Source organism: Lentzea sp. NPDC058436 (assembly GCF_042721515.1).
In the GTDB taxonomy this organism is placed as follows: domain Bacteria; phylum Actinomycetota; class Actinomycetes; order Mycobacteriales; family Pseudonocardiaceae; genus Lentzea.
Genome location: NZ_JBHXLF010000001.1, coordinates 953,458 through 978,324 on the forward strand (window position 1 = coordinate 953,458; position 24,867 = coordinate 978,324).

A 24,867-nucleotide genomic window follows, 5' to 3' on the forward strand; every position below is an offset into this window, starting at 1 on the left:
GCGCAAGGCGTTCCTGATCGAACGCGCAGGCGTCGGCGATGTCAACCCCGCCTACCGTGGTGGTCGCGCACCCGTCCGGACGTCACCGCCGGTGCGCGCGGGGCCGGTAGGCCGCCAGCACCAGGGCGAGTCCACTCAGGACGATGACGACACCTGCCCACAGACCGTGTTCGATGTCGGCACCCGTGGCCGCGAGTGCCGGAGTGCCGTCGGAGGGGCGGAACCGGGCCTGCGGAATGAGATCCTCGCCGCTCGACGCCGGCGGGGGAGTGACCGTCGCGGTCGGCGGCGGTGGCGGGGTGTCCGCGCAGTCGGCACCGAGGCGCATCGTCAGCGGGTCGAGATCGGTTCCTGTCTGGTAGAAGCCGGCGAACGCCTCCGAGTTCGCCAGGGTGACCGGGACCGACGACCAGGTGAGCAGTCCGCCGGAGGGGGTGGCCGCCGGCGCGGTGAGCTTGCCCAGTTCCACCCCGGGGAGGTCGACCGGGTTCGCGGGAGCACCGGGCTGGGTCCGCAGCTCCACGTCGGCGCGCAGCACCGTCGTTCCGTCCGAAGTGGACACCTGCGGGTTCGAGACCAGCAGGGTGAAGAAGTGGCTCGGGTAGGCGAGGGCGACCGTGCCGCGGAACTTCGCGGTGAACCGGCTCGGTGAGGTGTAGTCGGCGGAGTCGAACGAGAAGCGGTACGCCCCGGTGGGAACGCCTCTGGGGTTGGGAACGCCGTCGATCACCACCTCGTCCAGGTTCGTGACGGAGGCCCCGTCCGACGCGGTGATCGAGTTGCCGGTGGCACCGCCCAGACCGACGCCCACGTACTGCCGGAAGCTCTTCTTCAGGCCCCAGAGCAGTTCGCCGTTGCGCACGTTGGCGGAGGTGAGCGCGCAACCGGCGGAGGTGGTCGTGGTGGTGACGGGCGGACTGGTCGTCCTGGCGGTCACCGGGGCGGACGCACTGGTCGTCGTGACCGTGGTCGTTGTGACCGGTACGTCGGTCACGGGACCCTGTGCGGCCAGGAAGACCAGGCCCGCGACTGCGGCGATGCTCATGACCGGACCTTCTTCCGCTTGCGCACCAACAGGATGGCGGCACCGACCAGCGCGGCACCACCGATGCCCGCCGCCCACCGCCAGTCGAAGCCCTCGGAGGGCGGAGCGGGTGCCGAGGCCTGGGGGGTCTTCTCCCCGGCCGCCGCCGTCACCGTCAGCGGCACCGAGCCGGTCGCGCCGGACGAGGCACCGGTGAGCTCGATCGTGTGCGCGCCCGCGGTGACGTCGGCGGGGATCGTCGCGGTGTGGTTCACCGTTCCGGCCGCGTCGGACTTCGCGGGGGCGAGGAAGAGCTTCGAGGCGCCCAGCGTCACGGTGATCTGTTCGTCGGCGGCGAAGCCGGCGCCCGTCACCGTGACGGTCCCGCCCGCCGCGACCACGCCCGCCGCCGCCGTCAGCGTCGCCGCGCGCGCCGGTTGCGCCGCCGGGGTGCCCTGCTGCGGAGGTGGCGCCTGAGCGGCAGTGGGAGCAGGTGGGTTCGCGGCCGGGGGACCGGGCGCGGCGAACCGGATCGGCGTGAAGGTCTCGTTGTTGGGGTTGACCACGCCGTGCGCGCCGATGGTGATGATGCCGCACGTCACCCTGGTGCAGTCGACCTCGCTGGTGTTGCCGGCGCGGTCCACCGCGCGGAACCGGGCGCCCGGAATGATCATCTCCGCGCTCCACGACCCGTCGGCGCCGACGGTGCCTCCGTTGGCGCTGGACGCGGTGTCGCTGCCGGGGAAGGCCACGAACCGCTGGTAGCCCCGGTTGTCCTTCGCCTCGCTGTCCTGGACGTACCGGTAGGTCGAGCCGGCCGCACCACCCTTGCTCGGTTGCCACGCGCCGTCGGAGACCCAGCCGATCAGGACGTAGACCCCGCCGTGCGCCTTGGCCACGGACTGGAAGCCGGTGCCGCGCACGGTCACGGCGGTGGCGTAGTCGGGGTCGGCGGTGGACACCGACAGGCTCACCCTCGCCGCAGCGACGGCGGTGGCCGGAGGCAGTGCGGACAGGGCCGCACCGGTCACGGCCAGAGCGCTCAAAGCTCTTGCTGTGCGGGACATCGTCATTCCTCTCTGGAGCGCACGGGCAGTACGACGGGCATCCCTGTGCGCGGGTGCGGGAAGACCTCGACCGGATGGCGGTAGACGTCACTGAGCAACTCGGCCGTGCAGACGTCCTGCGGCGGACCGGCCGCGACGAGGGCGCCGCCGTCGAGGACCGCCACGCGGTCGGCGTGCGCCGCCGCCAGGGTCAGATCGTGCAGCACGACCAGCACCGCGCCACCGTCACGCGCCCGGCGACGGGCGAGGGAGAGCACCAGTTCCTGGTGCCGCACGTCCAGCGCTGCCGTCGGTTCGTCCAGCAGCAGCACCGGGGTGCGCTGCGCGAGCACTCGGGCCAGCGCGACCCGCGCCTGCTCCCCGCCGGACAACGTCGGGTGGGCGCGGTCCGACAGGTGCTCGACCCCGGTGTCCCGCAACGCGGTCGTGACGGCGTCGTCGTCCTCGTCCTCCTCGGGCGTGCCGTGCCAGGGAGCCCTGCCCATCTCGACGACCGAGCGGACGTCGAACGGGAACGCGACAGGGTTGTGCTGGGGCAGCACGGCTCTGCGTCGCGCCGCCTCGACGGTGCGCCACCTCGTGAGGGACATCCCGTCGAGCAGGACGTCCCCTGTGGACGGTGGCAGGTCGCCCGCCATCGCGGCCAGCAGCGTCGACTTGCCCGCTCCGTTCGGCCCCACCAGGACGAGGATCTCGCCCGCGTGCAGCTGGAGGGACACCCGGTCGACCAGCAGGCTGTGCCCGATCCGCACGCTGACGTCCACCGCGGTGATCACGCCCACCCTCCCGCCGTCGTCCTGGTCCTGCGCAGCAGCCAGAAGAAGAACGGACCGCCCACCAGCGCGGTGACCATGCCGATGGGCAGGTCCGCGTAGGACACGACGGTGCGCGCGAGCAGGTCGGCGCAGGCGAGCAGGACCGCACCGCCCAGCAGACTCGCGGGCACGAGCACCACGTGACCCGGTCCCATCACGATGCGCACCAGGTGCGGCACGACCAGGCCGACGAACGCGATGATGCCGGCGTAGGACACGGCGGCGGACACCCCGACCGCCACCGCGCAGGTGACGACCAGGCGCACCCGCTCGACGTTCACGCCGAGGTGCCTCGCCTGCCTGTCGCCGAGGGAGAGCAGGTCGAGTCGGCGGGCGGTGACGAGGGCGACGAGCGCGGTGACCGCGGCGAGCGGGAGCACGACCCAGACGTAGGGCCACCGCGCGCCCGCGACGGAACCCAGTTGCCAGAACACGATCTGCTCGCGCGCCGACTGGTCACCGACGAACATGAGCAGGGCGACGAGCGCTCCCGCCACCGCGTTGACGGCGACGCCGGTGAGGATCATCGACACGGTGCCGGTTCTGCCGTTCGAGCGCGAGAGCGCGTAGACCGACAGGGTGGTGATCAGCCCGGTGACGAACGCGATGCCCGGAGTGGTGAAGGCGCCGAGGAACGTCAGGCCGAACACGATCGACACGCAGGCCCCGACCGCCGCGCCGGAGGCCACCCCGACGACACCGGGTTCGGCCAGGGGGTTGCCGAACGTTCCCTGCATCAACGCCCCGCAGACGCCGAGCGTCGCGCCCACCAGGAGCGACATGACGACGCGCGGGAAGCGGACCGACCACAGCACGCCCTGCGCGTACGGGTCGGCCAGCTCCTGGCCGGTGAGCGCGCGCAGTACGTCCGTCACCGGCATCCCGTACTGGCCGGCTCCCGCCGACGCGATCGACACGACCACGAGCGCGGCGGTCAGTCCGGTGAACAACGCGATCACCTTGGTGCGGCGGTGTTTGCGCGCGTTGCCGAGTCGGACGGCGATGTCGGTGGTCATGGCGCGTACAGAGCCCTGGCCAGGCCGTCGAGCACGGCGGCGGTCTGGGGTCCGAACCCGAGCACGACGGTGTCGTCCATGTCGACGAACCGCTTGCGTTGCGCGGCAGGGGTTTGCGCCACACCGGGCACGGACTGCATGTTCTCGACCCCGCCCACGGACTTCAGGCCACCGGTCATCATCAGGATCACGTCCGGTTTCGCCTTGGCGAGGGCCTCGGGGTTGATCGGCCGCATGCCCTCCAGGCCGACCTCGGTGGCGACGTCGACCGCGCCGAGGGACTGGATCAGCGCGTCGGCACCCGACCCCTTGCCGAACAGGTAGTAGATGCCCGCCTGACCGCGCAGGTAGAGGAACGCCACCCTGGGCTTGCGCTCCTGCTCGTCCGGTGCGAGCCGGTCGATCTGGGCGATGGTGGCGGTGATCTCGGATTCCATGCGCCGCACCAGTTTCTCGCCGGTGGCGGGCACGCCGAGCGCCTCGGCGACGGTGCGCACGATGGGCGCGTTGGTCTCCAGGCTGCGTTTGGGGTCGAGGACGACGACGGGAACTCCCGCGTCACGCAGTTGCAGCACCGCGTCCCACGGCCCGAGGGTGGTGTCGGTGAGCACGACGGTGGGGCGCAGGCTCATCAGCGCCTCGGCGTTGAGCTGGTGGCCGTTCACGGTGACCAGGGGGAGGTGCCGGGCGGAGAGGAAACCGGTCGAGGTGTCCCTGCCCACCACGCGGTCTCCCAGTCCCAGCCCGAAGACCGTGGCGGACAGCGTGCCGGAGATGTCCAGGGCCAGGATGCGATCGGCCGAGGTGACCGTGACCTTCGTGTCCTGGTTGTCGGTGACCGTCACGGGAAGCGCCGGCGTTGGCCGCTCGACCGGGACGATGTCGTTGTTCGCGACCAAAGCCGTCGTCGGTCCCTCATGGGTCCGGGGGTCGGCGATCGGGGTGAGCTCCGACAGCGGAGGACGGTCACCGGCCAGGCTCGCCGCGTCGCGCGCGCCGCCCGGTGGGCTCGAACACGCGGCGAGCAGGACCAGTGCGACGAGCGACAGGGCGCGCATCAGGCTTCCTTCTTCAGCGCGGCGGCGACCGCCGCGTCGATCCGTTGTTGTTCCAGTGCCGCAAGGGACTTGGCGCGAGCGCGGAGTGCGAGCACGAGGCAGACGACGAGAAGCAGGCAGACGGCGGCGGACCAGGGCAGCGCGAGCGTGCCCGGCGTCGCGGTCACCGGCTCCAGTTCGGCTCCACCCGCGACGGCCGGTGTCACGGTGATCGCGGCCGACACCCTGCCCGAGGGCGGCATCGCGGCGGAGGCCGTCCTGACGACGCTCTCGCCGGGAAGGAGTTCCGGGATCGGATCGATCCGCGCGTCGGCGGCGAACCAGCCGAACATCCCGCGAAGGCGCACGGAGTGGGCGGCGGTCAGCCGGACGTTGCCGGTGTTGACCACGGTGTACTCGACCCGCGCGGTGCCCTTGCCGACCGGGTTCGGCGTGCCGTCGTAGTGGACCGCGACGTCCCGGATCTCGACGGAGGGGGCGAGCGTTCCCGCGACCCGCAGGTGCATCCTCGACCCCAGCCGCCGGTCGACGGTGATGCCGGACTCGGCCTCCACCCTGATCGAGGTGATCACCCCGCCGCTGTGGTCTCCCGGCGTGGCGTCGGCGGGAACCTTCACGGTGAACGGCACGGCGACCGTCTGTCCTGCTTGGACGGTCACGGCCGGTGAGTCGAAGGCGACCCACGAGCCCGCGCCGGTCGACGGTTCCCCTGCCGCCTTGAGGTCCAGTTGTCCCGACGAGGTGGTGAACGCGTCGGCGGCGTACACGGCGAACGTGAGTGCGCGCTTCTCGTGGTTGCTCACGGCAAGCGCGTCGGTGAGCACGGCACCGGGGACGACGGAGTACGAGAAGTTCGGTCGTTTCTCGCCCAGCGCCGAGTCGGCCGGCCGGACACCCCAGGTGACGTTCTGGGCGTGGGAGGTGCCGGGCAGGCCGAGAAGTGCCAGCACGACCGCGGCGCACGTGGCGAGGAGACGAAGCATGGCGAGTCCAGTCGGGAGAAGACGGGCGTGGGCACCGCGCGACGGTGCCCACGCACGGGATCAGCTCAGAGCGGTCAGGGTCAGGGTCGCGTCGTACGTGCCCGCTTCCGCGACGTTCAGCGGAACCTTGAGCTCCAGCGCGGCACCGAGCAGCGCCGAGCCGGACGCGTGGTCCAGGGGAGCGCTGCCGAGCGTCGCGGACTGCTTGAGGCCCTGTCCGCCGTCGAAGCCGGAGACCGTCCGGTTGCCGGCCACGGCACCACCGGTGTTCTCGGTGACGTTGGGGGACCAGCCGAGGTACTTGCCGTCGAACGACTTGCCCGCTGCCGAGAAGTCGCTCACCTGAGCCGACACCGACCACACGGGGGAACCGGCGCGGGTGTCGGTGACGCGGACGGGGTTGATCAGGCCCGTCGCCAGGAAGTGGTCACCCGCGCGCTCGGCCGTGCCGAGGTTGACCAGGCCGTTGCCGCCGTCGATCGTCCACACGAACTCGCCGGGCTCGACCGTCTCGGGCAGCGTCACCCGGAGGCTCTGGTCGGTGTCCGACGGCTCCGGCGTGACCTCGACCGAGTAGCCGACGTCGAAGGGCAGCGCGGGCTTGTAGTTCTGGTTGCCCCCGCACCCCGTCGAGTAGAAGTGGGGACGGATGGAGGACGGCACGGTGTTGACGAACTGGGGAGCCCACGAACCCCACCCGCTCGCGCAGTCGCGCACCTGGGCCGAGCCGTCGGCGACGTCCACCTGGACGCCCTGGTAGTCCGGCGTGACGCGGTACCCGGTCGAGCCGAGGTTCGACAGCGAGCCGGCGTCGTAGGTGACGAGGGTCAGCCTGCCGAAGTTCTGCGGCGGCGTGGGGTTGCCGCCCATGTCGACACCGGCGCCGAGGCTGAACTCCGCGGTGAGCGAGCCGGACCCGTCCGCGGCCACGGTGACCACGGGGTTGCTGTAGACCTCGTCGGGCGCGTTGAACTGCGCGGGGTAGGCGTTGACGGTGTAGCTGCCGCTGAACGACAGCGTGCCGGCGCCGTTCGCCGGGTCCACGGTGCCCGTGCCGCCGGTGAACTTGACGGCGTTCGGGGTCTTCTGCGGCGAGGACACCGGCATGGACGTGGCGGGGACCGGGCTCACGGCGTACTCGGTCTGGTTGCCGCCGGAGACCGAGCCCTGCAGCACCGACGCGTTGCCGGTCAGGTTCTTGTACGACCACGGACCGAAGATGCCGATCTGGGCGTAGCCGTTGAGACCCCAGACGAACGTGGCGTTCGTGACGGTCTCGGGAGCGGCGGAGGCGTTGGGCGCGCCGAACACGGTGGCCGCGAGCAGCGCCGCTGCTCCCGCGGCGACGGCTCTCGCGGCTTGCGGTCTTTGCATGACTTCACTCCGATGCGTGGGGGCCGACTTAGGCTAGGCAACCCTAACCTTCCTGCCTCGGGCGACGGTAGTGCGACGTGCATCTCACTGTCCACAAAGGATTTGGGCATGCCGCGGCCAAGGGTGCCCGTCTGGCGGACACCCTTGTGGGGCAAGCTTGTTCGGGTTAGACGTGCTTGGCGGCGAGGTCCGTGAAGACGGCCCGGTTGAGGCGGAACGCCCTGTTGGTCTCCTCGACCAGGTCGTCGCGCTCGGACTCGGTCCAGGGGGTGGTGTCGAGCAGGGCGCGGTAGTGGTCGCGGAACGGTTTGGGCTTCGCGACCTGGTCGAACCGGTAGAAGTGCACGCCGTCCTCTTGGAGGCCGTAGACCTCCTGCATCCTCCTGCGGATGATCTGGCCGCCGGAGAGGTCGCCGAGATAGCGCGTGTAGTGGTGAGCCACCCAGGCTTTCGGGTCCGTGAAGCACACCTCGCGCAAACGGTCCACATAGGACTGAGTGGAGGGAAGCGGGGTGAGCCGGTCCTGCCAGTCGTGGCCGAGGAGGTGGGTCAGGTCACGGCGCAGCGGTTCCCGCCGCGACAGGCCGCTGATGGCGAACGCGCCCACCAGCGGATCGTTCGTCCAGTGATCGCTCGCCTGTTCGAGGACGTCGTAGAACAGATAGCTCTGCCCCAGCAGGTCGGCGTAGGCGTCGAGGTCCAGTCTGCCGTTCAGCAGCGCCTCGACGAACTCCGACCGCTCCGCGTGCTCGTGTTCCTGACGGGTGCCCGCTCGCAGCCGAGCGGCGAAGCCTTCGTCCAGTACCGTCATCCCCACCTCTTATGGTTGCCTAACCTAACTTAGGCGGTGATCGAGGCTTCGGGCCAGAGCGACTTTTCGGACAGGCCGCTCACGTGGAGTGATCAGCTCGTGCTCGCCGGGGAGAGTCGGAGGTCAGCAAGCCCTGACGATGACCGAGTGCGCCTTGGGGCTGACGTCGAGGACCTTGACGGTCTTGGCGCCGGCCGGCACGCGCACCACGTAGGTACCGGGGGCGACCGGGTAGCCGAAGCTGCTGCCGGCGGGTGCGGCCGCGGTGCCCGCGATCATCGCGCCGCTGGTGCGGTGGATCGTGGTGGAGACCGCTTTGCCGCAGTTGTTGTTGATGACGATCCTGCCCTTGGTGGCGGCGGTGGCGGTGCCCGCGGTGAGAGCCGACATGACCAGGGCGGCGGTGGCCAGGCCGGTGACGAGACGCCGGGTGGTGGTCATGGTGCTCCTTCAGTCTTCCGGGTGCGGGCGAAAGATCAAGATATCGAGACGCGAGGCCGGGCGCAGTGGGTCGAACGACCGACACGGCCCCTTCCGGCTCGAAACATGCTGTGTTTTCGGAGCGTTTTCGCAAACCAGGCTGTTTTCGGAGTTTCCCGACCGCCGATCGTGGACCCGCCGAGTCCGATGCTCCTAACCTCGGTGTTCCGCCGCTTGTTCGCCACCCTGTTCGTCGTGCTCTCGAAAATGGGAACCCACATGAAGATCAGTGCGAAAAGCGCGGCCGCAGTGCTCGTCGCGGTATTCCTGGTCGCCGGAGCGAGCTCGTCCGCTGCCGCCGAATCCAGTGACTCGGTGCCGGCCGTCGCGGCGTCGGTGCAACAGCCTGTCCCGCGGGCCGTCGTCGACCGTTACCGGCTCGACACCAGGTGGTACGCGAAGTACGTGCAGGGACCGACGGACGTGAACACGGGCCAGTCGATCGCGGTGCTCGGATCGGCATCGGTCGCGGACGCGACGCTGCTCAAGGCCGCGCTCCAGCTGGAGACCATGGTGCGGACCTATCCCTACTACCCGGTCCCGGAACTGGACCGGCGCAACGTGCGGGTGGTCGTCACGGCGCGCGGCGAGAAGATGAGCTCGATCCCCGAGGTCCGCGCGATCTACGGCACGTCGCTGGACGAACGGTACTGGGCGGGAATGGGGGCGACGGACTCCCTGCCGTTGTCGGTCGGCACCGAGGCCAACCTCGTGGACAACCAGGGCGGCGAGAACTGCTACCTCCACGAGTTCGGTCATTCGGTCGCCGACATGGCGTTGCGGCACATCGACCCGAACTTCACCCGCGATCTGCAAACCGCCTACAACCGCGCTCGGTCGGCCGGTCTCTGGAACAACACCTACGCCGCGTCCAACACCTCCGAATACTGGGCGGAAGGAGTGCAGAGCTACTTCAACGCCAACAGGGAAGGCCCCCGCAACGGTGACGGCGTGCACAACAACGTCAACACCCGTGCCGAGCTCGCGAACTACGACCAACCACTCCACGCCCTGCTCGAACGCGTCTACCGCGGCGCGACCATGCCCGCCTAGGCCTCCGGCGCCAGTGTCCGCGGCCGGACGACCTAACCTGGGTGCCGCCGCGAAGCACCCGCGGTCCGACGGTGAGGACGGGTGATGAGACCGCTGAGCTTCAGCGACGACCAGGACAACGAGCAGGAGTGGCTGCCGGGCGGGAGCCAGTCCGCCGCCGAGTCCTTCCTGGAGTTCGTCGCCCGGCACCGGGGCGCGGACAACACGTCGTTCAGCATGGAGGACGCGGCCGCCGAGGAGGCGCTGGTGTTCATGCTGGACATCGGCGCCATCTGCCGCGTCAGGGGGTGGGAGAACCCGCACACCGAGTTCCGGGTCGTCACGAACAGCGGCGACCACCTGACCCAGGCGGCCGAGTTCGCCCGCGGCGGGTTCGCCGCACTGGACCTCCACGGGCCCTGGCTGCCGGACGCCGACAGCTTCCTGCAGGCACGGTCGGCCCATCTCGCGCAACGGGCGGTGCACGGTGCTCCCCGAGGCGGTGCGGAGCGGGACCGGGGTCGTGACGAGCTCCGATCCGAGTTCGACCGGTCCGTTCTGCGACGGACCCACCCGCGAGAAGTGCGGCGCCGCCTGGAAGTTCTCACTCGCATCGACGGACGTGAGCCGGTCACGGTCTCCGGCGTCACCCACTACGGCTATGGCACCGTCAACGCCTGGTTCGCGGCCGACGGTCGCGGTCTGGTGCTGACGTTCGACAGCTCCAGCGTTCTCGGCTCCACAGAGGACACTCGCGCGCAGGCGGCGCTGTACGACGGCGTGCCGGCGGACCTGCTCGCTCTGGTGAGGAACGTGCCGGGCACGACGCTCACCGTCCCGCACCCCGACGGCGGCACCGTAGTGGCGGCCACCGGGATCTTCACCTTCTCCGGCCCGTGCGCGATGGCGGACGGCCTGGTGACGCGCCTGCACGAGGAGGGGCTGGGCATCGAGGCCACCGGGGCCGGTCGGCTGCTCGAACCTTTCCTGGAACTGCGGGACTTCACTCCCGCGGCGGTCGCGGAGGCGGGTGAGCGGTGGAGCCCGGAGGACGTCGCGAGGGGTTTCGCCGCGGCCCCCGCACCGGAGCAGGCCGCGCCACTCGACCGCGAGGCGCTGACCAGTTTCTGCAAGATCTGGGCGGACACCGGGTACAACGACCGCTGGGACGTGCACTACGTCCTGTTCGACAGCCGCACGATCGAGGAGGTGGGAGCGGCCAGGGAAGACCTTCTCGGCCTGGTCCGGACGCTCGGACTCGAACGGGTCGACGCCCCACCCGCAGCGGCGACCGGCGAGGTGTGGGTCCGCACCGACCCGCGCATCGACGCGGAGCTCGGCAACTGGTCGTGAACGGGTGGCCGGCCGCGGATCAGTCGGCGAGGCCGGGCAGGTGGTAGCCGGCGTGGTCGTCCCACTCGATCTCGTAGTCGTCGAGGGTGAAGGTCCAGTCCGCGTCCGGCACCGCCCTGCGCAGCACGGTAATCGCGGCCAGCCAGTGCACGAGTGACGGCACCGCCCGGTCGTCCGCAGAGGGCAGCTTGGTCGAACCGTCGAGCACCGTCCCGGGATCCAGCCGGTCGTAGAGGTACAGCCCCTCTTCTTCCAGGGAGAACGGCGCGTTCGCGTTGAAGGTGTCGACGGCCTGTCCGACCGCCATGACCTCGGAGTCGGTCAGCAGGGTGGCACGGCGAGCCGTGTAGTAGAGGGAAACGCCCATGCGGGCCACCCTAACGGGCGATCCACACAGGACAGGTCCGGTTCAGGCCCCCACCCGGCCGGTGTCGTACGCCCACATCGCGATCTCGACCCTGTTGCGGGCGCCGATCTTGTTCAGCAGGCTGGCGACGTGGCTCTTGGCGGTCGTCAAGCCGATGAACAGCTCGGCGGCGATCTCGGCGTTCGTGCGGCCGCGGGCGACCAGCGCCAGCACCTCCTCCTCGCGTTCGGTGAGCGGCTCGACGGGGTGGGGCCGGCGGCCCGACGGCTCCCCGGCGGCGAGGGTGGCCAGCAGTCTCCGGGTGACGTTCGGCGCGATCAGGGCGTCGCCGGTGGCGGCGGCGTGGACGGCCTGGACGAGCAGCGGCGCCCCGGCGTCCTTGAGCAGAAAGCCCCGGGCGCCCGCCCGCAGCGCACCCTGGACGTACTCGTCGAGGTCGAAGGTCGTGATCACCACCACCGCGACCGGGTTCGGGACGCCCCGCCCCGCGAGCAGCGTGGTCACCTCGATGCCGTCGAGCCCCGGCATCTGGATGTCGACCAGGCACACGTCGGGGCGGAGCCGTCGCGCCAGCTCCACGGCGGCGTGGCCGTCGGCGGCCTGGCCGACGACCTCGATGTCGGGCTGCGCGTCGAGGATCATCGACAGGCCGGTGCGCACCAGGTCCTGGTCGTCGGCCACCAGCACGCGGACCGTCATCGGCGTGCCTCCGTCGGCAGTTCGGCGTCGACCGTCCACCCGCGCTCGGGCGCCGGCCCGGCACTCAGCGTGCCGCCGAGCAGCTGCACGCGCTCGGTCATCCCCAGCAGCCCGAAACCGCGGTTCACCGGTCGTGCCGGGTCGATCTGTCCGTCGTCCGCCACGCGCAGGCGCAGCCTTCCCGCGCCCTCCACGACCCGGATCTCCACGCGCGAGGCGTTGCGGGCGTGCCGCAGGGCGTTGGTCAGCGCCTCCTGCGCCAGCCGGTAGACCGCCGCGTCGACCTGGGGCGGAAGTTCGTCCAGGTCGTCCGGCAACTCCACGTCGACGACCGGAGCCGGGGCGCGCCGGGCCAGGGACACCAGGTCGGCGACGCCGGGCTGGGCGGCGTACTGCGCCGGCGCTCCTTCGCGCAGCACCCGGACCACCGCCCGCATCTCCGCGAGCGTCCGCGACGCTTCCCCTTCGATGACCGCCAGTGCCTCCAGCGCCGCTTCGGGCCGCTGCCCGGCGATCGCCCGCCCTGCCTGCGCCTGCACGGCGATCGCCGAGACGTGGTGGGCGACGATGTCGTGCAGCTCGCGGGCGAGCCCGGCCCGCTCCCGGCTGCGGCTCTGCTCCAACGCCCGCCGCCAGCTCTCGGCGCGGTAGCGGACCGCGGCACCGGCCGCCGCCGACGCCGCCAGGACGGCGAACCCGCCGAAGACGTCGGCGGGCCCGGCGTGGTCGGCGACCGTGCCGACGCCGGCGGCAACCGCCACCACCGCCAGCCCGATCACGACTTCGCGCCCGGAGCCCCAACGGGCCAGCGCGTAGACGAGCACCAGGACGTAGATCATCGTGTCGAGGCCGACGCTTGGTGCCCCGCCCAGCAGGCTCCCCAGCCCCAGCGCCATCGCGGTGCCGAAGGCGACCACGACGCAGGCCAGCGGGTGGGTTCGCCGCCACAGCAGCACCGGCGCGAGTCCGATCGCGACGATCGTCGCCAACGGCCTCCAGGCGACGTCGTCGCGGAGGACTCCCTCCAGCAGCGCTATCACCATCACCACCCCGGCCAGCACCCAGTCGCGCGACACCCGTGCGGGAGCGTCCGGGGCGCGGGGCTCGTTCCACAGCGAGCTCAGGGCGTTGGTGGTCACCCACCCAGCCTAGGGACCGCCCGGGCGCCGGGGACCGACCGAAAGAACGAGACGCGGCCTCTCCCAACGGCCAGGTCAGCTCCGGCCTCGACGCCGATGTGCCCGCCGCCGCGCCCGGCGATCGTGGACTCACCGGTCCTCACCACAAACGGAGCCTGCGATGAGAACAAGTCAACCCACCACGGCCGCTCTGGAAGACCAGCGGATCCCGGTGAGAGCGAAGCTCGCCGCGGCGTGGACGAGCCTGATGTTCCTGTACGCCTACGTGGACATCATCGCGTTCTTCAAGCCCGGCGTGATCGACGACATCGAGGTCGGCGTCGTCTGGGAGTTCGCCGTCAGCCAGACGCTGCTGACCACGTTCCTCGTGCTCATGGCGATCCCGATCCTGATGATCGTGCTGTCGATGACGTTGCCCGCCAAAGCGAACCGCGTCACGAACCTCGTCGTGGCCTCGGTGCAGATCCCCTACGCGGCGTTCAACCTGGCGGGCGAGACCTGGACGTACTTCTACGGCCTCGGCGTCGCACTGGAGGTGATCGTTCTCGTTCTCGTCCTGCGGTACGCCTGGACCTGGCCGCGCAGCGCACCGTCGCACAGGAACGATCTGTCCGGTCACCACGTTGCCGCACCGGCGAAGGACGTCGGCGTGGGCTCGTAACCGAGGTGCGTCCGGGCGGCCGTGATGTCCAGAGTGCGCTCGCTGGCCAGGTGGCTGATGGCGTACCTGGTCAGGCGGGGCGGCTCGGCTCGCCCCGCCAGCCGCCAGACGGGCTCGGCCACCGCTGCCAGAGACCACGCGAGTCCCCGTGGGAGGTAACGGATCCGGACGTCCATGCCACGTTCGCGCAGGAGGTCCCGCAACGCGCTCTCCAGCACGACGGGCGAAGCGTCCGCCACGTTGTAGACGCCGGGCCGGCCGGTGCAGGCCAGCAGGCTGGCCCGTGCGAGGTTGTCGATCGACGTGAGCGACTGCGGCGCCTGCCCGTCGCCCACGAGGAACAGGGTCCTGCCGCGGATCGCGCTCAGGACCCGAGGGAGCAGAGTGGGGTCGCCCGGTCCGTAAACGGCGTGGGGGCGGAGGATGACACTGTTCGGACGCGCCAGCACCACTTCCTCCGCCTCGGCCTTCGTCGCACCGTAGGCGGTGAGGTAGCGACTCACCGGGGCCGCGGACTCGATCGCCGAGACGGTCGGCTCGAACGGGTCGTACACGCTCGCCGACGACATGTGCACGAACCGTGCGTCGGGGAACGTCTCCAGGACGTTGCGCGTGCCGGAGACGTTCACCCGCCGGATCTCCGCAGACGAACCCCAGTCGGTCACGGCAGCGGCGCAGTGCACCACGGCGTCGACGGCCGGCGGATCGATCAGCGGCCCCGCCGTGATGTCCCACGAACGCGACCCGTAGGCGTGCACCTGCCAGCCCCGTGCTTCGGCGGCGCGGCGCACCGCCCCGCCCACGAAGCCGGTCGCGCCCGTCACCGCGAGCCGCATCAGCGAGCCAGTCTCACGCGGAGGGCGGACCGGTCGATCTTCCTGGTGCGGCCCGACAGCGGCAGTTCCGGCAGGACCACGACCTCGTCGGGCAGCGCGTAGACGTCGATCAGGTCCGGCAGCGAGGCCTCGACCCGCGCGGCCAGTTCGGCGCCGGCGTCCGGGGCGGGCACGAGTGCCAGCACGATCCGCTCGTCGCCGATCTCGTCCGGCACGCCGATCATGACAGCGGCTGCGACTCCCGGCAGGCGGGTGATGGCCGGTTCGTACAGGCCGGGATACACGTTGGTCCCCTTGCGGAGGATCATGTCCTTCTTCCGGCCGGTGAGCACGATCAGGTCGCCCTCCAGACGAGCCAGGTCGCCGGTGGCGTGCTCCGCCATCGGTGGCGATCCCAGGTAGCCGCGGCACATGTTGGGGCCGGACACCATCAGCTCCCCGTCCTCGGCGACGCGTGCCCGCACGCCCGGCAGCGGCCGGCCCAGGAGGTCGCCGTCGTGCGCGAGCTTCTCCTCGGCGGTCGCGATCGCCACCGGAAGGATCTCGGTCATGCCGTACACGGCGAGCAGTTCGACGTCCGGCAGCGCGGCTCGCGCACGTCGCAGCAGAGGTGGCAGGACCGGTGCGGAACCCAGCAGCACCTGGCGCAGCGACCGCGGCAGCGCGACCCCGCTGTCGAGGATCGCGGCCAGGTCGGACGGCACCAGGAACGTGTGGGTGGCGCCCTCCAGGCCGGCGGCGAGCGCGGCGGGTTCGGCGGCGGGCGCGAACCCGTAGGGCGGCATGGACCAGTGCGCACCCGCGACGAGCGCGGGCAGTCCCAGCATCATCTGGTCGGTGTGCACTCGGGAGTCCGGACCCAGTTCACACCGCGTCGCCAGCACGTTCAGCGCGGCCGCGAGCGAACCCCTGGTGTGCACGACGGCTTTCGGCTCCGCCGTGGTGCCCGAGGTGAACACGACGACGGCGTCCTGGTCCGGCCGCGGGTCGGGCAGCGGCGCGTCGGCGACCGGTTTCGCGAGCTTCCGGGTGGACAACGCCCGCAGTGGCACGCCGGGCAGCCATGGCCCGGATCTGATGTACCGCACCGGCAACGAGGTGTAGTCCGGCAGGAGCACGCCCCTGCGACGAGCCAGGGCGCGCACCGGTCCGGGCGCGCTCGCCGCGTACAGCAAGGACTCGGCCGCGACCCACGCCGGCCCTGCCAGTTCGGTGCGCCTCGTGAAGAGCTCCTGCCCGCCGCCGGGGTCGACGAACACCACCGTGCCACCGGCCGCGACGGTTCCGAGGGCCAGGACGATCGCGTCGGGACCTGGCCGTACCGAGAACAGCATCCGGCTTCCCGGCGTGAAACCCTTCGAGCGCAACCGATGCGCTGTGCCGAGCACGCGGTCGGCCAGTTCGGCGTAGGTCATCGTCCTTCCGCGTCCGTCGGTCAGCGCGGGCCTCCGGCTGTGGCGCCGGGCCGCTTCCAACACACCGGTCACGAGGTCGTCAGCCACGGCGTACCACCAGTCTCGAATAGCAGGGGATCAGCACCCGTCGGGCGGCGCTCCGGTCCACAACAGACAGAGGGGCTGCGTCGAGCACGGCACCGAGCACCGCGCGGATCTCCGCCTGGGCCAACGGCATGCCCAGGCAGAAGTGCGGTCCCGCGCCGAACCACAGCTGCCTGATCTCCGGCGGGTGCCGGCGTTCCGGATCGAAGGGCCCCAACGCGTTGGCCGCCGAAATCGTCGCGATCACCACCCGGTCGCCGGCCCGCACCCGCACCCGGCCGATCCGGGTGTCCGCGGCGACGCTGCGCAGCATCACCGGTGAGGGCACGGTCACCCGCAGCGCCTCGGCGACCGCGTCGTCGACCAGGCTCCTGTCCGCGGCCAGCCGGTCCAGCCAGCCGAAGTCGTGCAGCAACGCCACTAGGCGCGGGACGTACGACACCAACGTCTCCGTCCCCGTGAGCACGAACGCCGCCACCGCGCCGAGCGCCTCGTCCTCGGTCAGCCCGAGCTGCCGCATCCGGCCCGGCACGGTCGCCGGGTCGCCGTCGGCCCACGCCCGCGCGGCCGGCCGGGTGAGCACCCCCAGCGACTCCCGGCACCGCAGCACCTGCGCGGGCGTCAGCGACCGGCGGCCCAGCCGGATCGACGAGGTGATCGCGGTTCCCGCCAGGTGTGCCGCCACCGCCTCGGACGCGTCCAGCCCGACCAGTTCGCAGATCACCGCGCCCACCAGCCGCCGCACGACGTCCACCAGGTCGACCGGCTGACCGGCTCGCAGAGCGTTCCGCAACTCCTCCAGCGGTGCGTCGAGGACCGTCCCGCACAGATCGGACACGCTGCGCGGGGTGAACAGCCCGGACAGCTTGCGCCTCAGTTCTCCGTGCGCCGCGCCTTCCATGTTCAGCAACACGGTCGGGCCCACCACAGGCGTCCAGAGGTCCGCGGGTGACCCCGGTCCGGTCTTGGTGAAGTGCGCCGGGTCGTTGAGCACCTCCTTCGCGAGAGCGGCGTCGCTGACCACGACCCCCACCCGCGGTACGCGGACCACCGGTGCGACACGGCCGACGGCGCGGACCAAGGGGTAGGCGACCGGGTGCGCGGCCAGGTGGAGCTTCAACTCCCAGCTCATCGGATGTCCACAACGTCCGGCCGGTAGCGGTGGTCGGCGTACCAGGCGAGCGTCTTTCGCAACCCCCATGCCTGAGCCCGCCGCGACGAGCCGTGGACGACCACGTCGCGCCTCAGCCCGTACGCCCTGGTGTGCAGGCGAACCGCGTTGACGAGGGCGCGGTCCTCGTGCAGGTCCTCGATCTTCGACCGCGGGAACCCACCGGCGAGCACGTACAACTCGGCCGTGATCGCCATGTTGCAGCCGGGCGTCATCACGTACGGCCCCAGGTAGCGGGGATCCCGGTTGCCGGACCTCATCTTGCCGAACACCGACGCGACCTCGACGGCGACGATCAGCACCCACCGCGTGACAGCGCGGATCCCTTCGTCCTTGCGCGGCAGGAGTTGTCCTGACACCAGCCGAAGTCCACTGCCCAGCGCGGCCTTGATCCGGGCCGTCCAGTCCGGTGCCGGCAGGCAGTCGGCATCCGTGCGCGCCAGCCACCGTGCCCCGCGGGCGACGGCGTGGCGCATCCCGGTGTCCGCCGCAGCACCCGTGCCCTTCTGCGGCTCGTGCACGACCTCCAGCCGCAGCCCCGGATTCTCCCCGTGGAACCGCCGCACCAGGTCCACAGTGGAATCGGTCGAGCCGTTGTCCACCACGACCAGTGTGAAGTCCTGGTCTTCCTGCGCCGCGAGAGACTTCAGCGTCGCGACGATGGAGCGTTCCTCGTTGTAAGCAGGCACGACCACCCACAGGCTCACAGGCGCACCACCACGAGTCCGAGGCTCACGCCACCGGCCAGGCCCACCAACGCGACGAGATCGCCGGGCCCGCAACGGCCCATGCGCTGCGCGGTGACCAGTTGCAGGGGCAGGCTCGCGGACGCCACGTTGCCGTGCTCGGCCAGCGTCACGACCAGCTTGTCGCGCGGCACGCCCGCGCGGTCGGCGAAGATCTCCAGGTAGGGCAACGACACCTGGTGCACGCACGCCACCGCGAAGTCGTCCCACGTCAGATCAAGCCGGCGGAGCGTGTCGTCGAGGACGTCGCGGCCCAGGTGCAGGAACGCGTCCTTGAGCCGCGGGCCGTCCATGTCGAAGTAGGTGAACTCAGGATCGCGCGGATGCCGGGACCCGCCACCGGGAAGAGTGCCGACGTCCCACCACGTCGAATCCGCGGTGAACGCACTGCCCAGCACACCGGCCTCACCGGCGGTGAGCAGCACGGCCGCCCCCGCGTCGGACAGCGTGTATCCGGGGAAGGCACGCCGGAACTGCGCCGCGTTCGCCACCTCCCAGCGCACGGCCCGCGACGGTGACTCACCGCTCGCGACCAGAACCGTGCGGTAACGACCCGTCGCGATCAGGGCGTCGGCGACCTCGATCGCGTTGAGCACGCTGTTGCACGCGTTCTTGACGTCCATCACGGGACAGCGCAGCCCGAGCTTCGCCGCGACGATGTGGGCGGTCGCCGGCTCCACCATGTCCTGACTGGCGGAGGCGAACAGGAGCAGGTCGACGTTCGCAGGCTCGGTCCCGGTGTCCGCCAGCAGCTTGCGCGCCGCCGCGACCGCCAGGTCGGACGCCTGCTCGTCCTCGCGCATCACGTGCCGCGACCGGATACCGGTCAACCGCCCTATGAGCCCAGGCGGCGGGGTGAACGGACCCAAACGCCGCTCCACCTCGTCTGTGCTCAGCCGTGTCTCGGGCAGATGCACGGCTACGCCGGCCAAACGTGTGCTCACTCCCGCACCTCCTGGGTGCACGTTATATGCGGTTAGTTCGGATCGACGTCGGTAGAACTACTCGGTTGATCAGGCGTGGCGGTTCCCAGGCGCCGTGGGTCGAGTCCGCACCGGCGGGATCAACTACCGGAATCTGCCCATCGGCACGACGGCCGGATCTTGGTGCTTTCGAGTAGTAGCAACGACCCGGCCGTTGCGCGGGTACCGGAAGCGGCGATCTACCTCGGGACGTGCCAGCGTCAGTCACGAGAAAGGGGAGACCGCGCGATGAGGTTCAAGACGGGGTTCGGTTCGGCCGCAACGGTTCTGTGGGACACCGACTGGACGCCGGAACGCAAGTCGCAGGAGGCGCGGGAACTGCCCAGCGGTCTGTGCGTGCGCTTGCTGCCCGACATGGCCAAGAAGAGGGACGACCAGAAGGTGCTCGAAGACCTGACCCTGTTGCTCGACTGGACGCTGCGGCACCTCGACACCTGGGCACGACGTGACCTGCACGCCCTGCGGGCGAACCTGCCGCTCTTGCAGGCGCAACAGCACCTCCAGGCGGTGGAGAACGCGGTGACGGCGGCGGTGCGCCCTGCCGACACAGGTGGTGTCGCGCCCCAGAAGAAGACACCTGCCGGGAAGACGAAGGTGATCACCTTCAACTACAAGACCGGGCAGCAGGACGTGCGCAAGAGCACCGAGTTCGACCACGCCCGTTTCTTCGCCGACCAGGCACGCGCGCTCAAGCTGGGACTGCGGGTCCTCACCACCGAGGGCGGGCGGCGCGACCTGCAGAAGGACGACGTGTTCAAGGGCCTTGACCCGCACTGGACCATCGTCGACCGGGTGGCCTCCGAGTGGGCCGAGGACAGCGTCGAGTACCTGCAGTCGGGAGAGGTGGCGGTGCTGGAACAGTTCAGCGCCACCGCGTTGCGGGCGGGGCTGGTGGCCGGACGCCGTGCGCGATGGGCGGCCCTGCTGGACGCGACCTACACGAACGACATCTTCGACCCGGTCGGGTCGAAGCAGTGGGTGCCGGAAGGGCTGCTGGTCGTCGCCGGCGAGACCCGCCAGATGGTGGAGTCCGCGCTCGAACAGCAGCAGCGCAGAGCGAGACACCTCCGGTTCTACGCCGAGGGCGGCAACCTGATCGTCGGTGAGAACGCGGCAGGGGAGACGATCGCACTGGTCGGGCGGGACTCGATCGCCGCGACCGCCGGCGAGTACCTGTTCGTCGACGACGACCCGGTGCTGGCGTTGATCGCCGAAGACCTCGGCATCGCCGTCCAGCGAGTGATCCCCGTCGAGCAGCCGGGGAAGTTCCACCTGGACATGGGTCTGCTGTTCGTCGGCAAGGGCGTCGTACTGCTCAACGACAGCGGGGCCCAGCTCGGGGCGGCCGAGACCAGGCTCACGAACTTCCCGAACGATGCCAGCAGGCGGCACGCGGCGAAGCTGCGTCTGCAGTGCGGCCTGGAGGCGCTGGCGGCGCGCGACCTCGCGGCCGCGGGGTTGACGGTGCACCGGCACAAGCTGGAAAGCGGTTCGGTCTACAACTTCTTCAACGGTGAGTTCGTCGCGGACGAGAACGACCAGGTCCACTACCTGACCAACGGCACGAGCACCGAGGCGGCCATGAAGAGCTTCGTCGGTCTGCTGGTCGACGAGCTGAAGGTCGCCGTGGCCGTGCACACCAGCCCGGCCGGCGCGGCCGAGCACAGCCTGGAGAGCCAGGGCGGCGTCGGCTGCCGGATCAAGGGCGCACCCGGCCCGCGCTGAGTCCGCGGGGTGTCAGGCGCGTGCTGACGCGGGGGGCCGTTCCTCGCGTCAGCACGCCCTGCCGGTTCCGTTGAGGCGCGGGCCGCCGAGAACTGTCGGCCGTGAGCCTGCAACCCTCCCGTTGAGGTGGCCGATCTCGTCGTGGACGGCGCTGAACGGTCCGTGCGAGGGAGGCATGCGGTGAGGTACGGCCGCTCCGACGAGGACTGGGCGACACTGGTCGAGGCGGGGAAGAGATTCCTCGTCGAACGGGCCCGCCTGCGCACGACCACTTCGTACACCGAACTCAACGCGGCCCTCGTCAACCGGACCGGTACCGCGGGCTTCGACTTCGACCTCGCGGCGGACCGGGCCGCGATCGGCCACCTGCTCGGGCAGATCTCGGAGGAGTCCGTCGTGGAGACGGGTGGACTGCTGATCAGCGCTCTCGTGCAGTACCTCGATGCCAACGACGCCGGTCCAGGCTTCTACACGCTCGCCAGGAGCAAGAGGCTGAACGTTCCTGCGACGGCCGACGAACGTCTCCTCTTCTGGGCAGGCCACGTCGGCAAGCTGCATGACCACTACGAGGAGCGCCGACGTCGCTAGTCCGCGAGTATCGCCGTGCGGATCAGCCTGCATGGACATGATTTTGGCACGCACAACGCCACGGCGGCGGCACCTACCTCGTGCGCGAAACGAGGGTGACCGCCGCCGCGCACAGCTCATTGCTCGCGGACTTCCGTGCGCCTTGCGCAGTTCCTCCTCGGTCGTGCGTCGCTGCCCTTCGAGCGTGTCGATGGCCTTGGTCAGCGCGCGCTGCGACAACAGGGCCTTCTCCTTGCCCTTGACCTTGGTGTGGATCCTGTTCCAGCCGACCCCGATCGCCGCCGCCCCGCCGGCGATGGACATGACCGACACGGCGATCGTGCCGCCACCCGCCGCGGAGGAGCCGAGCCCGGCAACGCCGCCGAGGATGGCGGTCACCCCGCTGAGCCAGAACCACTCCTCCTTGGCGTAGCCGAACGTGCGGTCGAGGTCGGGCCGTTTCTGCAGGTCGGCCTCCGCGTCCTCGACGGCACGCGCCTTCACCTCGCGCAGCTCGGACAGGAAGAGGACTCCTTGCTGCAGCAGCACGATCTCGGACTGGTCCTGCAGATCATGGTCGGCGGCGGAGTCGCGGTGCGCATGGGCGACCCAGGCCTCATCCTTGCGCACGGCTGCGGCGCCCTCGTCGCCAGGCCACCTGATTAGTACACAATGGACAGTGCACACGGTATGTCGCATCGTTTCGCGACCTTGTGACCGAATTCCCGGGTCGATAGCCTTCGTCAGGCGCGGGGACACCAGGTTCCTTTACCGCCCAATGGAAGGCTTCTCAATGGCACGGCTCGGCCGCTCCGACATCGACGTGTTCCCGCTGGTGCTGGGAGGGAACACGTTCGGCTGGACCAGTGACGAGAAGAACTCGCACCGGGTGCTGGACGCGTTCGTCGCGGGCGGTGGAAACTTCATCCACACCGCGGACAGCTACACCGCGGACGTGCCGGGCAACTCCGGTGGTGAATCGGAGACGATCATCGGTTCCTGGCTGGCCTCCCGCGGGAATCGCGACAGCCTGGTCATCGGCACCAAGGTGAGCCGGCACCCCGCGTTCAAGGGCTTGGCCGCCGGCAACGTCAAGGCGGCCCTGGAGGCCTCGTTGGTCCGGTTGGGCGTCGACCACGTCGACGTCTACTACGCGCACTTCGACGACCCCAAGACGCCACTCGCCGAGACCGCCGGTGCGTTCGACGCGCTGCACAAGGCGGGCAAGATCCGCGTGGTCGCCCTGTCGAACTACAGCGCTCCCAGGATCAAGGAGTGGCTCGACATCGCCCGCCGTGAAGGGTACGAACCGCCGACGGTCGTGCAGCCGGACTACAACCTCGTGACGCGTCACCGCTACGAGCGCGAGATCGCCCCCGTCCTGGCCGAGGAGGGGATCGTGGCAGTGCCGTACTTCGCCCTGGCAAGCGGTTTCCTCACCGGCAAGTACCGCCAGGTCGGTCCGCGTCACAAGGTGGTGCCGTACTTCGAACTGATCGGCGCGTTCCTCACCGGCAAGAACCGCAGGAACAAGCAGGAGTTCGGCGAGATCGTCCGCCGCGTCGTGGCCAGCCGGTACTTCACCGGGACGGGGCTCGCGGTGGTCAAGGTGGTGGAGGACATCGCGTCCGCCAGGGGAGTGGAGATGTCGACGGTGGCGATCGCCTGGCTGCGCGGGCGTCCCGGTGTCGTCGCACCGATCGCGAGCGCGCGCACCGCCGAACAACTCCCCGCCTTGCTGGCGTCGGCAGAGTTCGAGCTCACCGCAGACGAGACGACCGCACTGGACGAGGTTTCCGCACAGGTCAGGTGAACCGCGTCTGGCGTTGACGCTGTGACCTCGACCGTTGTTCTGCAGCGCCTGGCGGTCCCACCTCGATCGGCCTGCCCAGGCCATGCGCGCCGGCGCCCGCGGCTTCCTGCTCGAAGACGCCGGCCCGATGCTCCTGGTGCAGGCCGTCCACGCGGCGGCCAACGGCGACGCGCTCATCGCCCCCGACATCACCAGCCGACTGCCGGCGATCTTCGCCGGCCAGGCGCCGGCAGTACCGGTCCAGCCCGCAGACCCGCTCACCAAGCGCGAGAAGGAGGTGTTCGCGCTCGGTGGCTCGGGGCCGGACCAACGCCGAGATCGCCACCGAACTCTTCGTCGGCCTGAGCACGGTCAAGTTCCACATCGCGTCGTTGATGACCACGCTCGGCGTCCGCGACCGCGTCGAGATCGCGATGTGGGCGTACGACACCAGACGGGTGAAAGCCAGTTGAGTGGTGGGAGGTCGCAGCCGCCAAGGCCAGGGCTCTGGCGGCTGCCGTCGGAGCATCATGCCTGCGACTTCACCGTTTCCCTCTTCGTGAAGTGGCAGTGGCCCGGGCCTGTGGTCAGCGCGTGCGCTGGTACTCCTCCCAGGTGTGGATGGGGATTCGGGGCCCGTCGTCGGGACGGTGGTTGGCGAGTCCGTTGAGTCCGAGGTAGTAGTCACCGACCTGGTTCTGGGCCTGGGTGGCCTGGTCGGTGTCGTTGATCGCCACGGCGTGGATGTGCCACGGCCAGTTGCCCTGCGACGGGCTGCGGACCCAGGCGGCGAAGCCGACCTGGCGCAGCGCCTTCGCGGCGGCGGTGCGGGTGGCGGCGGACATGCCGTCGACGTTGACGTCCAGGGCGCCACCGCCGTCGTGGGTGCCGGCGGAGGTCGGGTCGCCGCCGGGGTTGTACGAGCCCTGCGACAGCACGAGGTGACGTCCCAGCAGGCTTTCGGCCTCGGTGAGCATCGCCTGGGTGCGGGTGTTGACGACGTACCCGTCACGCTGCACCTTCGAGCCCGGCTTGAGCACGTGCGAGACGGTGTAGCGGTTCTGCCCGAGCGCTGCCAGCGAACTCGCGCCGGGCAACCCGTTCGCGGCCAGTCCGGTGTAGCCGAGCGAACGCTGGTAGGCCGCGTACGCCGTGATCGTCGTGGTGCCGAAGTAGCCGTCGACCCAGCGGGCGTCCAGCAGGTTGCGCGCCTGGAGCGCCCGTTCGACGGCCAGCACGGAATCCTTGGCGCCAGGGGTGAGCGTGTTGTCCGCTCGCCGGGGGTCGATCTGAGCGGCCAGGACAGCGGCTTCCATGTTGACGACCGGCAGCGCCGCGGCGGTTCCGGAAGGTGCCTGCGGGGCCACGGCTGAAGCCTGCGTCGCACTCAGCGTCAGGCAGCCCAGGACAGCGAAGGTCGCCAGCGCCGCGGTGCCGCTCCGGGTCTTGAATGTGGTCTTCATGCGGGTTTCCGTTCGGTCGAGCTCGTTGCGCGATGGGACAGCGCGAACGCGGTGTCCGTGGACAAGGCTCGGACATGGCGCTGACAAAGCTCTGACACGACGGTGAGCAGATGCCCTCGCCGCGCGGGAACGAGCAGAGCCGAAGCGCCTCATCGTCTGGTTTCACCCAGGGGAACGGTTCGAGGCGGTGGTGAGGCCGGACGTGC

General features: G+C 70.4%; 25 protein-coding genes. 6 read left to right on the forward strand and 19 right to left on the reverse strand.

The window, feature by feature from the left end; all coding sequences use genetic code 11:
• Window positions 1-82 precede the first annotated feature (82 nt).
• The 9 genes from ACFWN2_RS03710 to ACFWN2_RS03750 all read right to left on the reverse strand — a co-directional run bounded on the left by ACFWN2_RS03710 (window position 83) and on the right by ACFWN2_RS03750 (window position 8,589).
• Complete coding sequence (locus ACFWN2_RS03710; RefSeq protein ID WP_382424716.1) at window positions 83-1,045, reverse strand: HtaA domain-containing protein; 963 nt, start codon at window positions 1,043-1,045, stop codon at window positions 83-85.
• On the reverse strand, window positions 1,042-2,091 hold the full coding sequence (locus ACFWN2_RS03715; RefSeq protein ID WP_382424717.1) for a hypothetical protein: 1,050 nt from the start codon (window positions 2,089-2,091) through the stop codon (window positions 1,042-1,044). Before ACFWN2_RS03715 ends, ACFWN2_RS03710 begins: the two co-directional genes overlap by 4 nt.
• A 2-nt stretch (window positions 2,092-2,093) precedes the next feature.
• Window positions 2,094-2,867 (reverse strand): heme ABC transporter ATP-binding protein, encoded by a 774-nt coding sequence (locus tag ACFWN2_RS03720; protein WP_382424718.1) that lies wholly within the window; start codon window positions 2,865-2,867, stop codon window positions 2,094-2,096.
• Window positions 2,864-3,922 (reverse strand): FecCD family ABC transporter permease, encoded by a 1,059-nt coding sequence (locus ACFWN2_RS03725; protein WP_382424719.1) that lies wholly within the window; start codon window positions 3,920-3,922, stop codon window positions 2,864-2,866. The genes ACFWN2_RS03720 and ACFWN2_RS03725 overlap by 4 nt, the downstream gene beginning before the upstream one ends.
• On the reverse strand, window positions 3,919-4,980 hold the full coding sequence (locus ACFWN2_RS03730; protein WP_382424720.1) for a hemin ABC transporter substrate-binding protein: 1,062 nt from the start codon (window positions 4,978-4,980) through the stop codon (window positions 3,919-3,921). Before ACFWN2_RS03730 ends, ACFWN2_RS03725 begins: the two co-directional genes overlap by 4 nt.
• Window positions 4,980-5,963: a WxL protein peptidoglycan domain-containing protein gene (locus tag ACFWN2_RS03735; RefSeq protein WP_382424721.1), complete on the reverse strand. Its 984-nt coding sequence runs from the start codon at window positions 5,961-5,963 to the stop codon at window positions 4,980-4,982. Before ACFWN2_RS03735 ends, ACFWN2_RS03730 begins: the two co-directional genes overlap by 1 nt.
• A 60-nt stretch (window positions 5,964-6,023) precedes the next feature.
• Window positions 6,024-7,337: a hypothetical protein gene (locus ACFWN2_RS03740; protein ID WP_382424722.1), complete on the reverse strand. Its 1,314-nt coding sequence runs from the start codon at window positions 7,335-7,337 to the stop codon at window positions 6,024-6,026.
• 166 nt (window positions 7,338-7,503) lie between these two features.
• Window positions 7,504-8,148 carry a heme oxygenase (biliverdin-producing) gene (locus ACFWN2_RS03745; RefSeq protein WP_382424723.1) on the reverse strand — a complete coding sequence of 215 codons (645 nt, stop codon included), beginning with the start codon at window positions 8,146-8,148 and terminating at the stop codon, window positions 7,504-7,506.
• Between the two features lie 123 nt (window positions 8,149-8,271).
• Window positions 8,272-8,589, reverse strand: a complete 318-nt coding sequence (locus ACFWN2_RS03750; protein ID WP_382424724.1) for a hypothetical protein — start codon at window positions 8,587-8,589, stop codon at window positions 8,272-8,274.
• Between the two features lie 258 nt (window positions 8,590-8,847).
• Here ACFWN2_RS03750 and ACFWN2_RS03755 point away from each other — a divergent pair, with 258 nt between their 5' ends.
• Together ACFWN2_RS03755 and ACFWN2_RS03760 are read left to right on the forward strand one after the other, a co-directional pair.
• A complete protein-coding gene (locus ACFWN2_RS03755) occupies window positions 8,848-9,681 on the forward strand; it encodes a hypothetical protein (protein ID WP_382424725.1) in 834 nt (277 codons plus the stop codon).
• Window positions 9,682-9,765: 84 nt separating this feature from the next.
• A complete protein-coding gene (locus ACFWN2_RS03760; RefSeq protein WP_382424726.1) occupies window positions 9,766-11,013 on the forward strand; it encodes a DUF6357 family protein in 1,248 nt (415 codons plus the stop codon).
• Between the two features lie 19 nt (window positions 11,014-11,032).
• On the opposite strand, the gene ACFWN2_RS03765 is transcribed toward ACFWN2_RS03760, so the two are convergent.
• The 3 genes from ACFWN2_RS03765 to ACFWN2_RS03775 are packed head-to-tail and all read right to left on the reverse strand — an operon-like array spanning window position 11,033 to window position 13,218.
• Window positions 11,033-11,380, reverse strand: a complete 348-nt coding sequence (locus ACFWN2_RS03765; RefSeq protein ID WP_382424727.1) for a hypothetical protein — start codon at window positions 11,378-11,380, stop codon at window positions 11,033-11,035.
• Between the two features lie 42 nt (window positions 11,381-11,422).
• Window positions 11,423-12,079: a response regulator gene (locus ACFWN2_RS03770; protein ID WP_382424728.1), complete on the reverse strand. Its 657-nt coding sequence runs from the start codon at window positions 12,077-12,079 to the stop codon at window positions 11,423-11,425.
• On the reverse strand, window positions 12,076-13,218 hold the full coding sequence (locus ACFWN2_RS03775; protein ID WP_382424729.1) for a sensor histidine kinase: 1,143 nt from the start codon (window positions 13,216-13,218) through the stop codon (window positions 12,076-12,078). The genes ACFWN2_RS03770 and ACFWN2_RS03775 overlap by 4 nt, the downstream gene beginning before the upstream one ends.
• Before the next feature lie 160 nt (window positions 13,219-13,378).
• Between ACFWN2_RS03775 and ACFWN2_RS03780 the strand changes: the two genes are divergently transcribed.
• Window positions 13,379-13,879: a DUF6326 family protein gene (locus ACFWN2_RS03780; protein WP_382424730.1), complete on the forward strand. Its 501-nt coding sequence runs from the start codon at window positions 13,379-13,381 to the stop codon at window positions 13,877-13,879.
• Here the strand turns inward: ACFWN2_RS03780 and ACFWN2_RS03785 are convergent.
• Genes ACFWN2_RS03785 through ACFWN2_RS03805 form a run of 5 tightly spaced genes read right to left on the reverse strand, consistent with a single transcriptional unit; the run spans window position 13,834 to window position 18,961 of the window.
• Entirely contained in the window at window positions 13,834-14,715 is an 882-nt protein-coding gene (locus ACFWN2_RS03785; protein ID WP_382424731.1) for an NAD-dependent epimerase/dehydratase family protein, read from the reverse strand. The two genes, ACFWN2_RS03780 and ACFWN2_RS03785, sit on opposite strands and share 46 nt — an antisense overlap.
• Complete coding sequence (locus ACFWN2_RS03790) at window positions 14,715-16,217, reverse strand: class I adenylate-forming enzyme family protein (RefSeq protein ID WP_382424732.1); 1,503 nt, start codon at window positions 16,215-16,217, stop codon at window positions 14,715-14,717. Before ACFWN2_RS03790 ends, ACFWN2_RS03785 begins: the two co-directional genes overlap by 1 nt.
• Entirely contained in the window at window positions 16,210-17,346 is a 1,137-nt protein-coding gene (locus ACFWN2_RS03795; protein WP_382424733.1) for a cytochrome P450, read from the reverse strand. The genes ACFWN2_RS03790 and ACFWN2_RS03795 overlap by 8 nt, the downstream gene beginning before the upstream one ends.
• Complete coding sequence (locus ACFWN2_RS03800; protein WP_382424734.1) at window positions 17,343-18,092, reverse strand: glycosyltransferase family 2 protein; 750 nt, start codon at window positions 18,090-18,092, stop codon at window positions 17,343-17,345. The genes ACFWN2_RS03795 and ACFWN2_RS03800 overlap by 4 nt, the downstream gene beginning before the upstream one ends.
• On the reverse strand, window positions 18,089-18,961 hold the full coding sequence (locus ACFWN2_RS03805) for a 3-oxoacyl-ACP synthase III family protein (RefSeq protein WP_382424735.1): 873 nt from the start codon (window positions 18,959-18,961) through the stop codon (window positions 18,089-18,091). The genes ACFWN2_RS03800 and ACFWN2_RS03805 overlap by 4 nt, the downstream gene beginning before the upstream one ends.
• Window positions 18,962-19,342: 381 nt before the next feature.
• Between ACFWN2_RS03805 and ACFWN2_RS03810 the strand changes: the two genes are divergently transcribed.
• Window positions 19,343-20,839, forward strand: a complete 1,497-nt coding sequence (locus ACFWN2_RS03810) for a hypothetical protein (protein ID WP_382424736.1) — start codon at window positions 19,343-19,345, stop codon at window positions 20,837-20,839.
• Between the two features lie 48 nt (window positions 20,840-20,887).
• Here ACFWN2_RS03810 and ACFWN2_RS03815 read toward each other — a convergent pair whose 3' ends face one another.
• Window positions 20,888-22,036 carry a hypothetical protein gene (locus ACFWN2_RS03815; RefSeq protein WP_382424737.1) on the reverse strand — a complete coding sequence of 383 codons (1,149 nt, stop codon included), beginning with the start codon at window positions 22,034-22,036 and terminating at the stop codon, window positions 20,888-20,890.
• Between the two features lie 163 nt (window positions 22,037-22,199).
• Here ACFWN2_RS03815 and ACFWN2_RS03820 point away from each other — a divergent pair, with 163 nt between their 5' ends.
• Together ACFWN2_RS03820 and ACFWN2_RS03825 are read left to right on the forward strand one after the other, a co-directional pair.
• On the forward strand, window positions 22,200-23,219 hold the full coding sequence (locus tag ACFWN2_RS03820) for an aldo/keto reductase (protein WP_382424738.1): 1,020 nt from the start codon (window positions 22,200-22,202) through the stop codon (window positions 23,217-23,219).
• Between the two features lie 290 nt (window positions 23,220-23,509).
• Window positions 23,510-23,671, forward strand: a complete 162-nt coding sequence (locus tag ACFWN2_RS03825) for a response regulator transcription factor (RefSeq protein WP_382424739.1) — start codon at window positions 23,510-23,512, stop codon at window positions 23,669-23,671.
• 114 nt (window positions 23,672-23,785) lie between these two features.
• Here ACFWN2_RS03825 and ACFWN2_RS03830 read toward each other — a convergent pair whose 3' ends face one another.
• Window positions 23,786-24,661, reverse strand: coding sequence for a peptidoglycan-binding protein (locus ACFWN2_RS03830; RefSeq protein ID WP_382424740.1), 876 nt, complete (start codon window positions 24,659-24,661; stop codon window positions 23,786-23,788).
• Between the last annotated feature and the right edge of the window lie 206 nt (window positions 24,662-24,867).

Bases quoted from the DNA above. Each gene is read 5' to 3' on its own strand.
- ACFWN2_RS03725 (WP_382424719.1), bottom strand. From the start codon at position 3,922: ATGACCACCGACATCGCCGTCCGACTCGGCAACGCGCGCAAACACCGC.
- ACFWN2_RS03830 (WP_382424740.1), bottom strand. From the start codon at position 24,661: ATGAAGACCACATTCAAGACCCGGAGCGGCACCGCGGCGCTGGCGACC.
- ACFWN2_RS03760 (WP_382424726.1), top strand. From the start codon at position 9,766: ATGAGACCGCTGAGCTTCAGCGACGACCAGGACAACGAGCAGGAGTGG.
- ACFWN2_RS03745 (WP_382424723.1), bottom strand. From the start codon at position 8,148: ATGACGGTACTGGACGAAGGCTTCGCCGCTCGGCTGCGAGCGGGCACC.
- ACFWN2_RS03750 (WP_382424724.1), bottom strand. From the start codon at position 8,589: ATGACCACCACCCGGCGTCTCGTCACCGGCCTGGCCACCGCCGCCCTG.
- ACFWN2_RS03710 (WP_382424716.1), bottom strand. From the start codon at position 1,045: ATGAGCATCGCCGCAGTCGCGGGCCTGGTCTTCCTGGCCGCACAGGGT.
- ACFWN2_RS03735 (WP_382424721.1), bottom strand. From the start codon at position 5,963: ATGCTTCGTCTCCTCGCCACGTGCGCCGCGGTCGTGCTGGCACTTCTC.
- ACFWN2_RS03715 (WP_382424717.1), bottom strand. From the start codon at position 2,091: ATGTCCCGCACAGCAAGAGCTTTGAGCGCTCTGGCCGTGACCGGTGCG.
- ACFWN2_RS03810 (WP_382424736.1), top strand. From the start codon at position 19,343: ATGAGGTTCAAGACGGGGTTCGGTTCGGCCGCAACGGTTCTGTGGGAC.
- ACFWN2_RS03765 (WP_382424727.1), bottom strand. From the start codon at position 11,380: ATGGGCGTTTCCCTCTACTACACGGCTCGCCGTGCCACCCTGCTGACC.
- ACFWN2_RS03755 (WP_382424725.1), top strand. From the start codon at position 8,848: ATGAAGATCAGTGCGAAAAGCGCGGCCGCAGTGCTCGTCGCGGTATTC.
- ACFWN2_RS03785 (WP_382424731.1), bottom strand. From the start codon at position 14,715: ATGCGGCTCGCGGTGACGGGCGCGACCGGCTTCGTGGGCGGGGCGGTG.
- ACFWN2_RS03740 (WP_382424722.1), bottom strand. From the start codon at position 7,337: ATGCAAAGACCGCAAGCCGCGAGAGCCGTCGCCGCGGGAGCAGCGGCG.
- ACFWN2_RS03730 (WP_382424720.1), bottom strand. From the start codon at position 4,980: ATGCGCGCCCTGTCGCTCGTCGCACTGGTCCTGCTCGCCGCGTGTTCG.
- ACFWN2_RS03795 (WP_382424733.1), bottom strand. From the start codon at position 17,346: ATGAGCTGGGAGTTGAAGCTCCACCTGGCCGCGCACCCGGTCGCCTAC.
- ACFWN2_RS03780 (WP_382424730.1), top strand. From the start codon at position 13,379: ATGAGAACAAGTCAACCCACCACGGCCGCTCTGGAAGACCAGCGGATC.
- ACFWN2_RS03770 (WP_382424728.1), bottom strand. From the start codon at position 12,079: ATGACGGTCCGCGTGCTGGTGGCCGACGACCAGGACCTGGTGCGCACC.
- ACFWN2_RS03820 (WP_382424738.1), top strand. From the start codon at position 22,200: ATGGCACGGCTCGGCCGCTCCGACATCGACGTGTTCCCGCTGGTGCTG.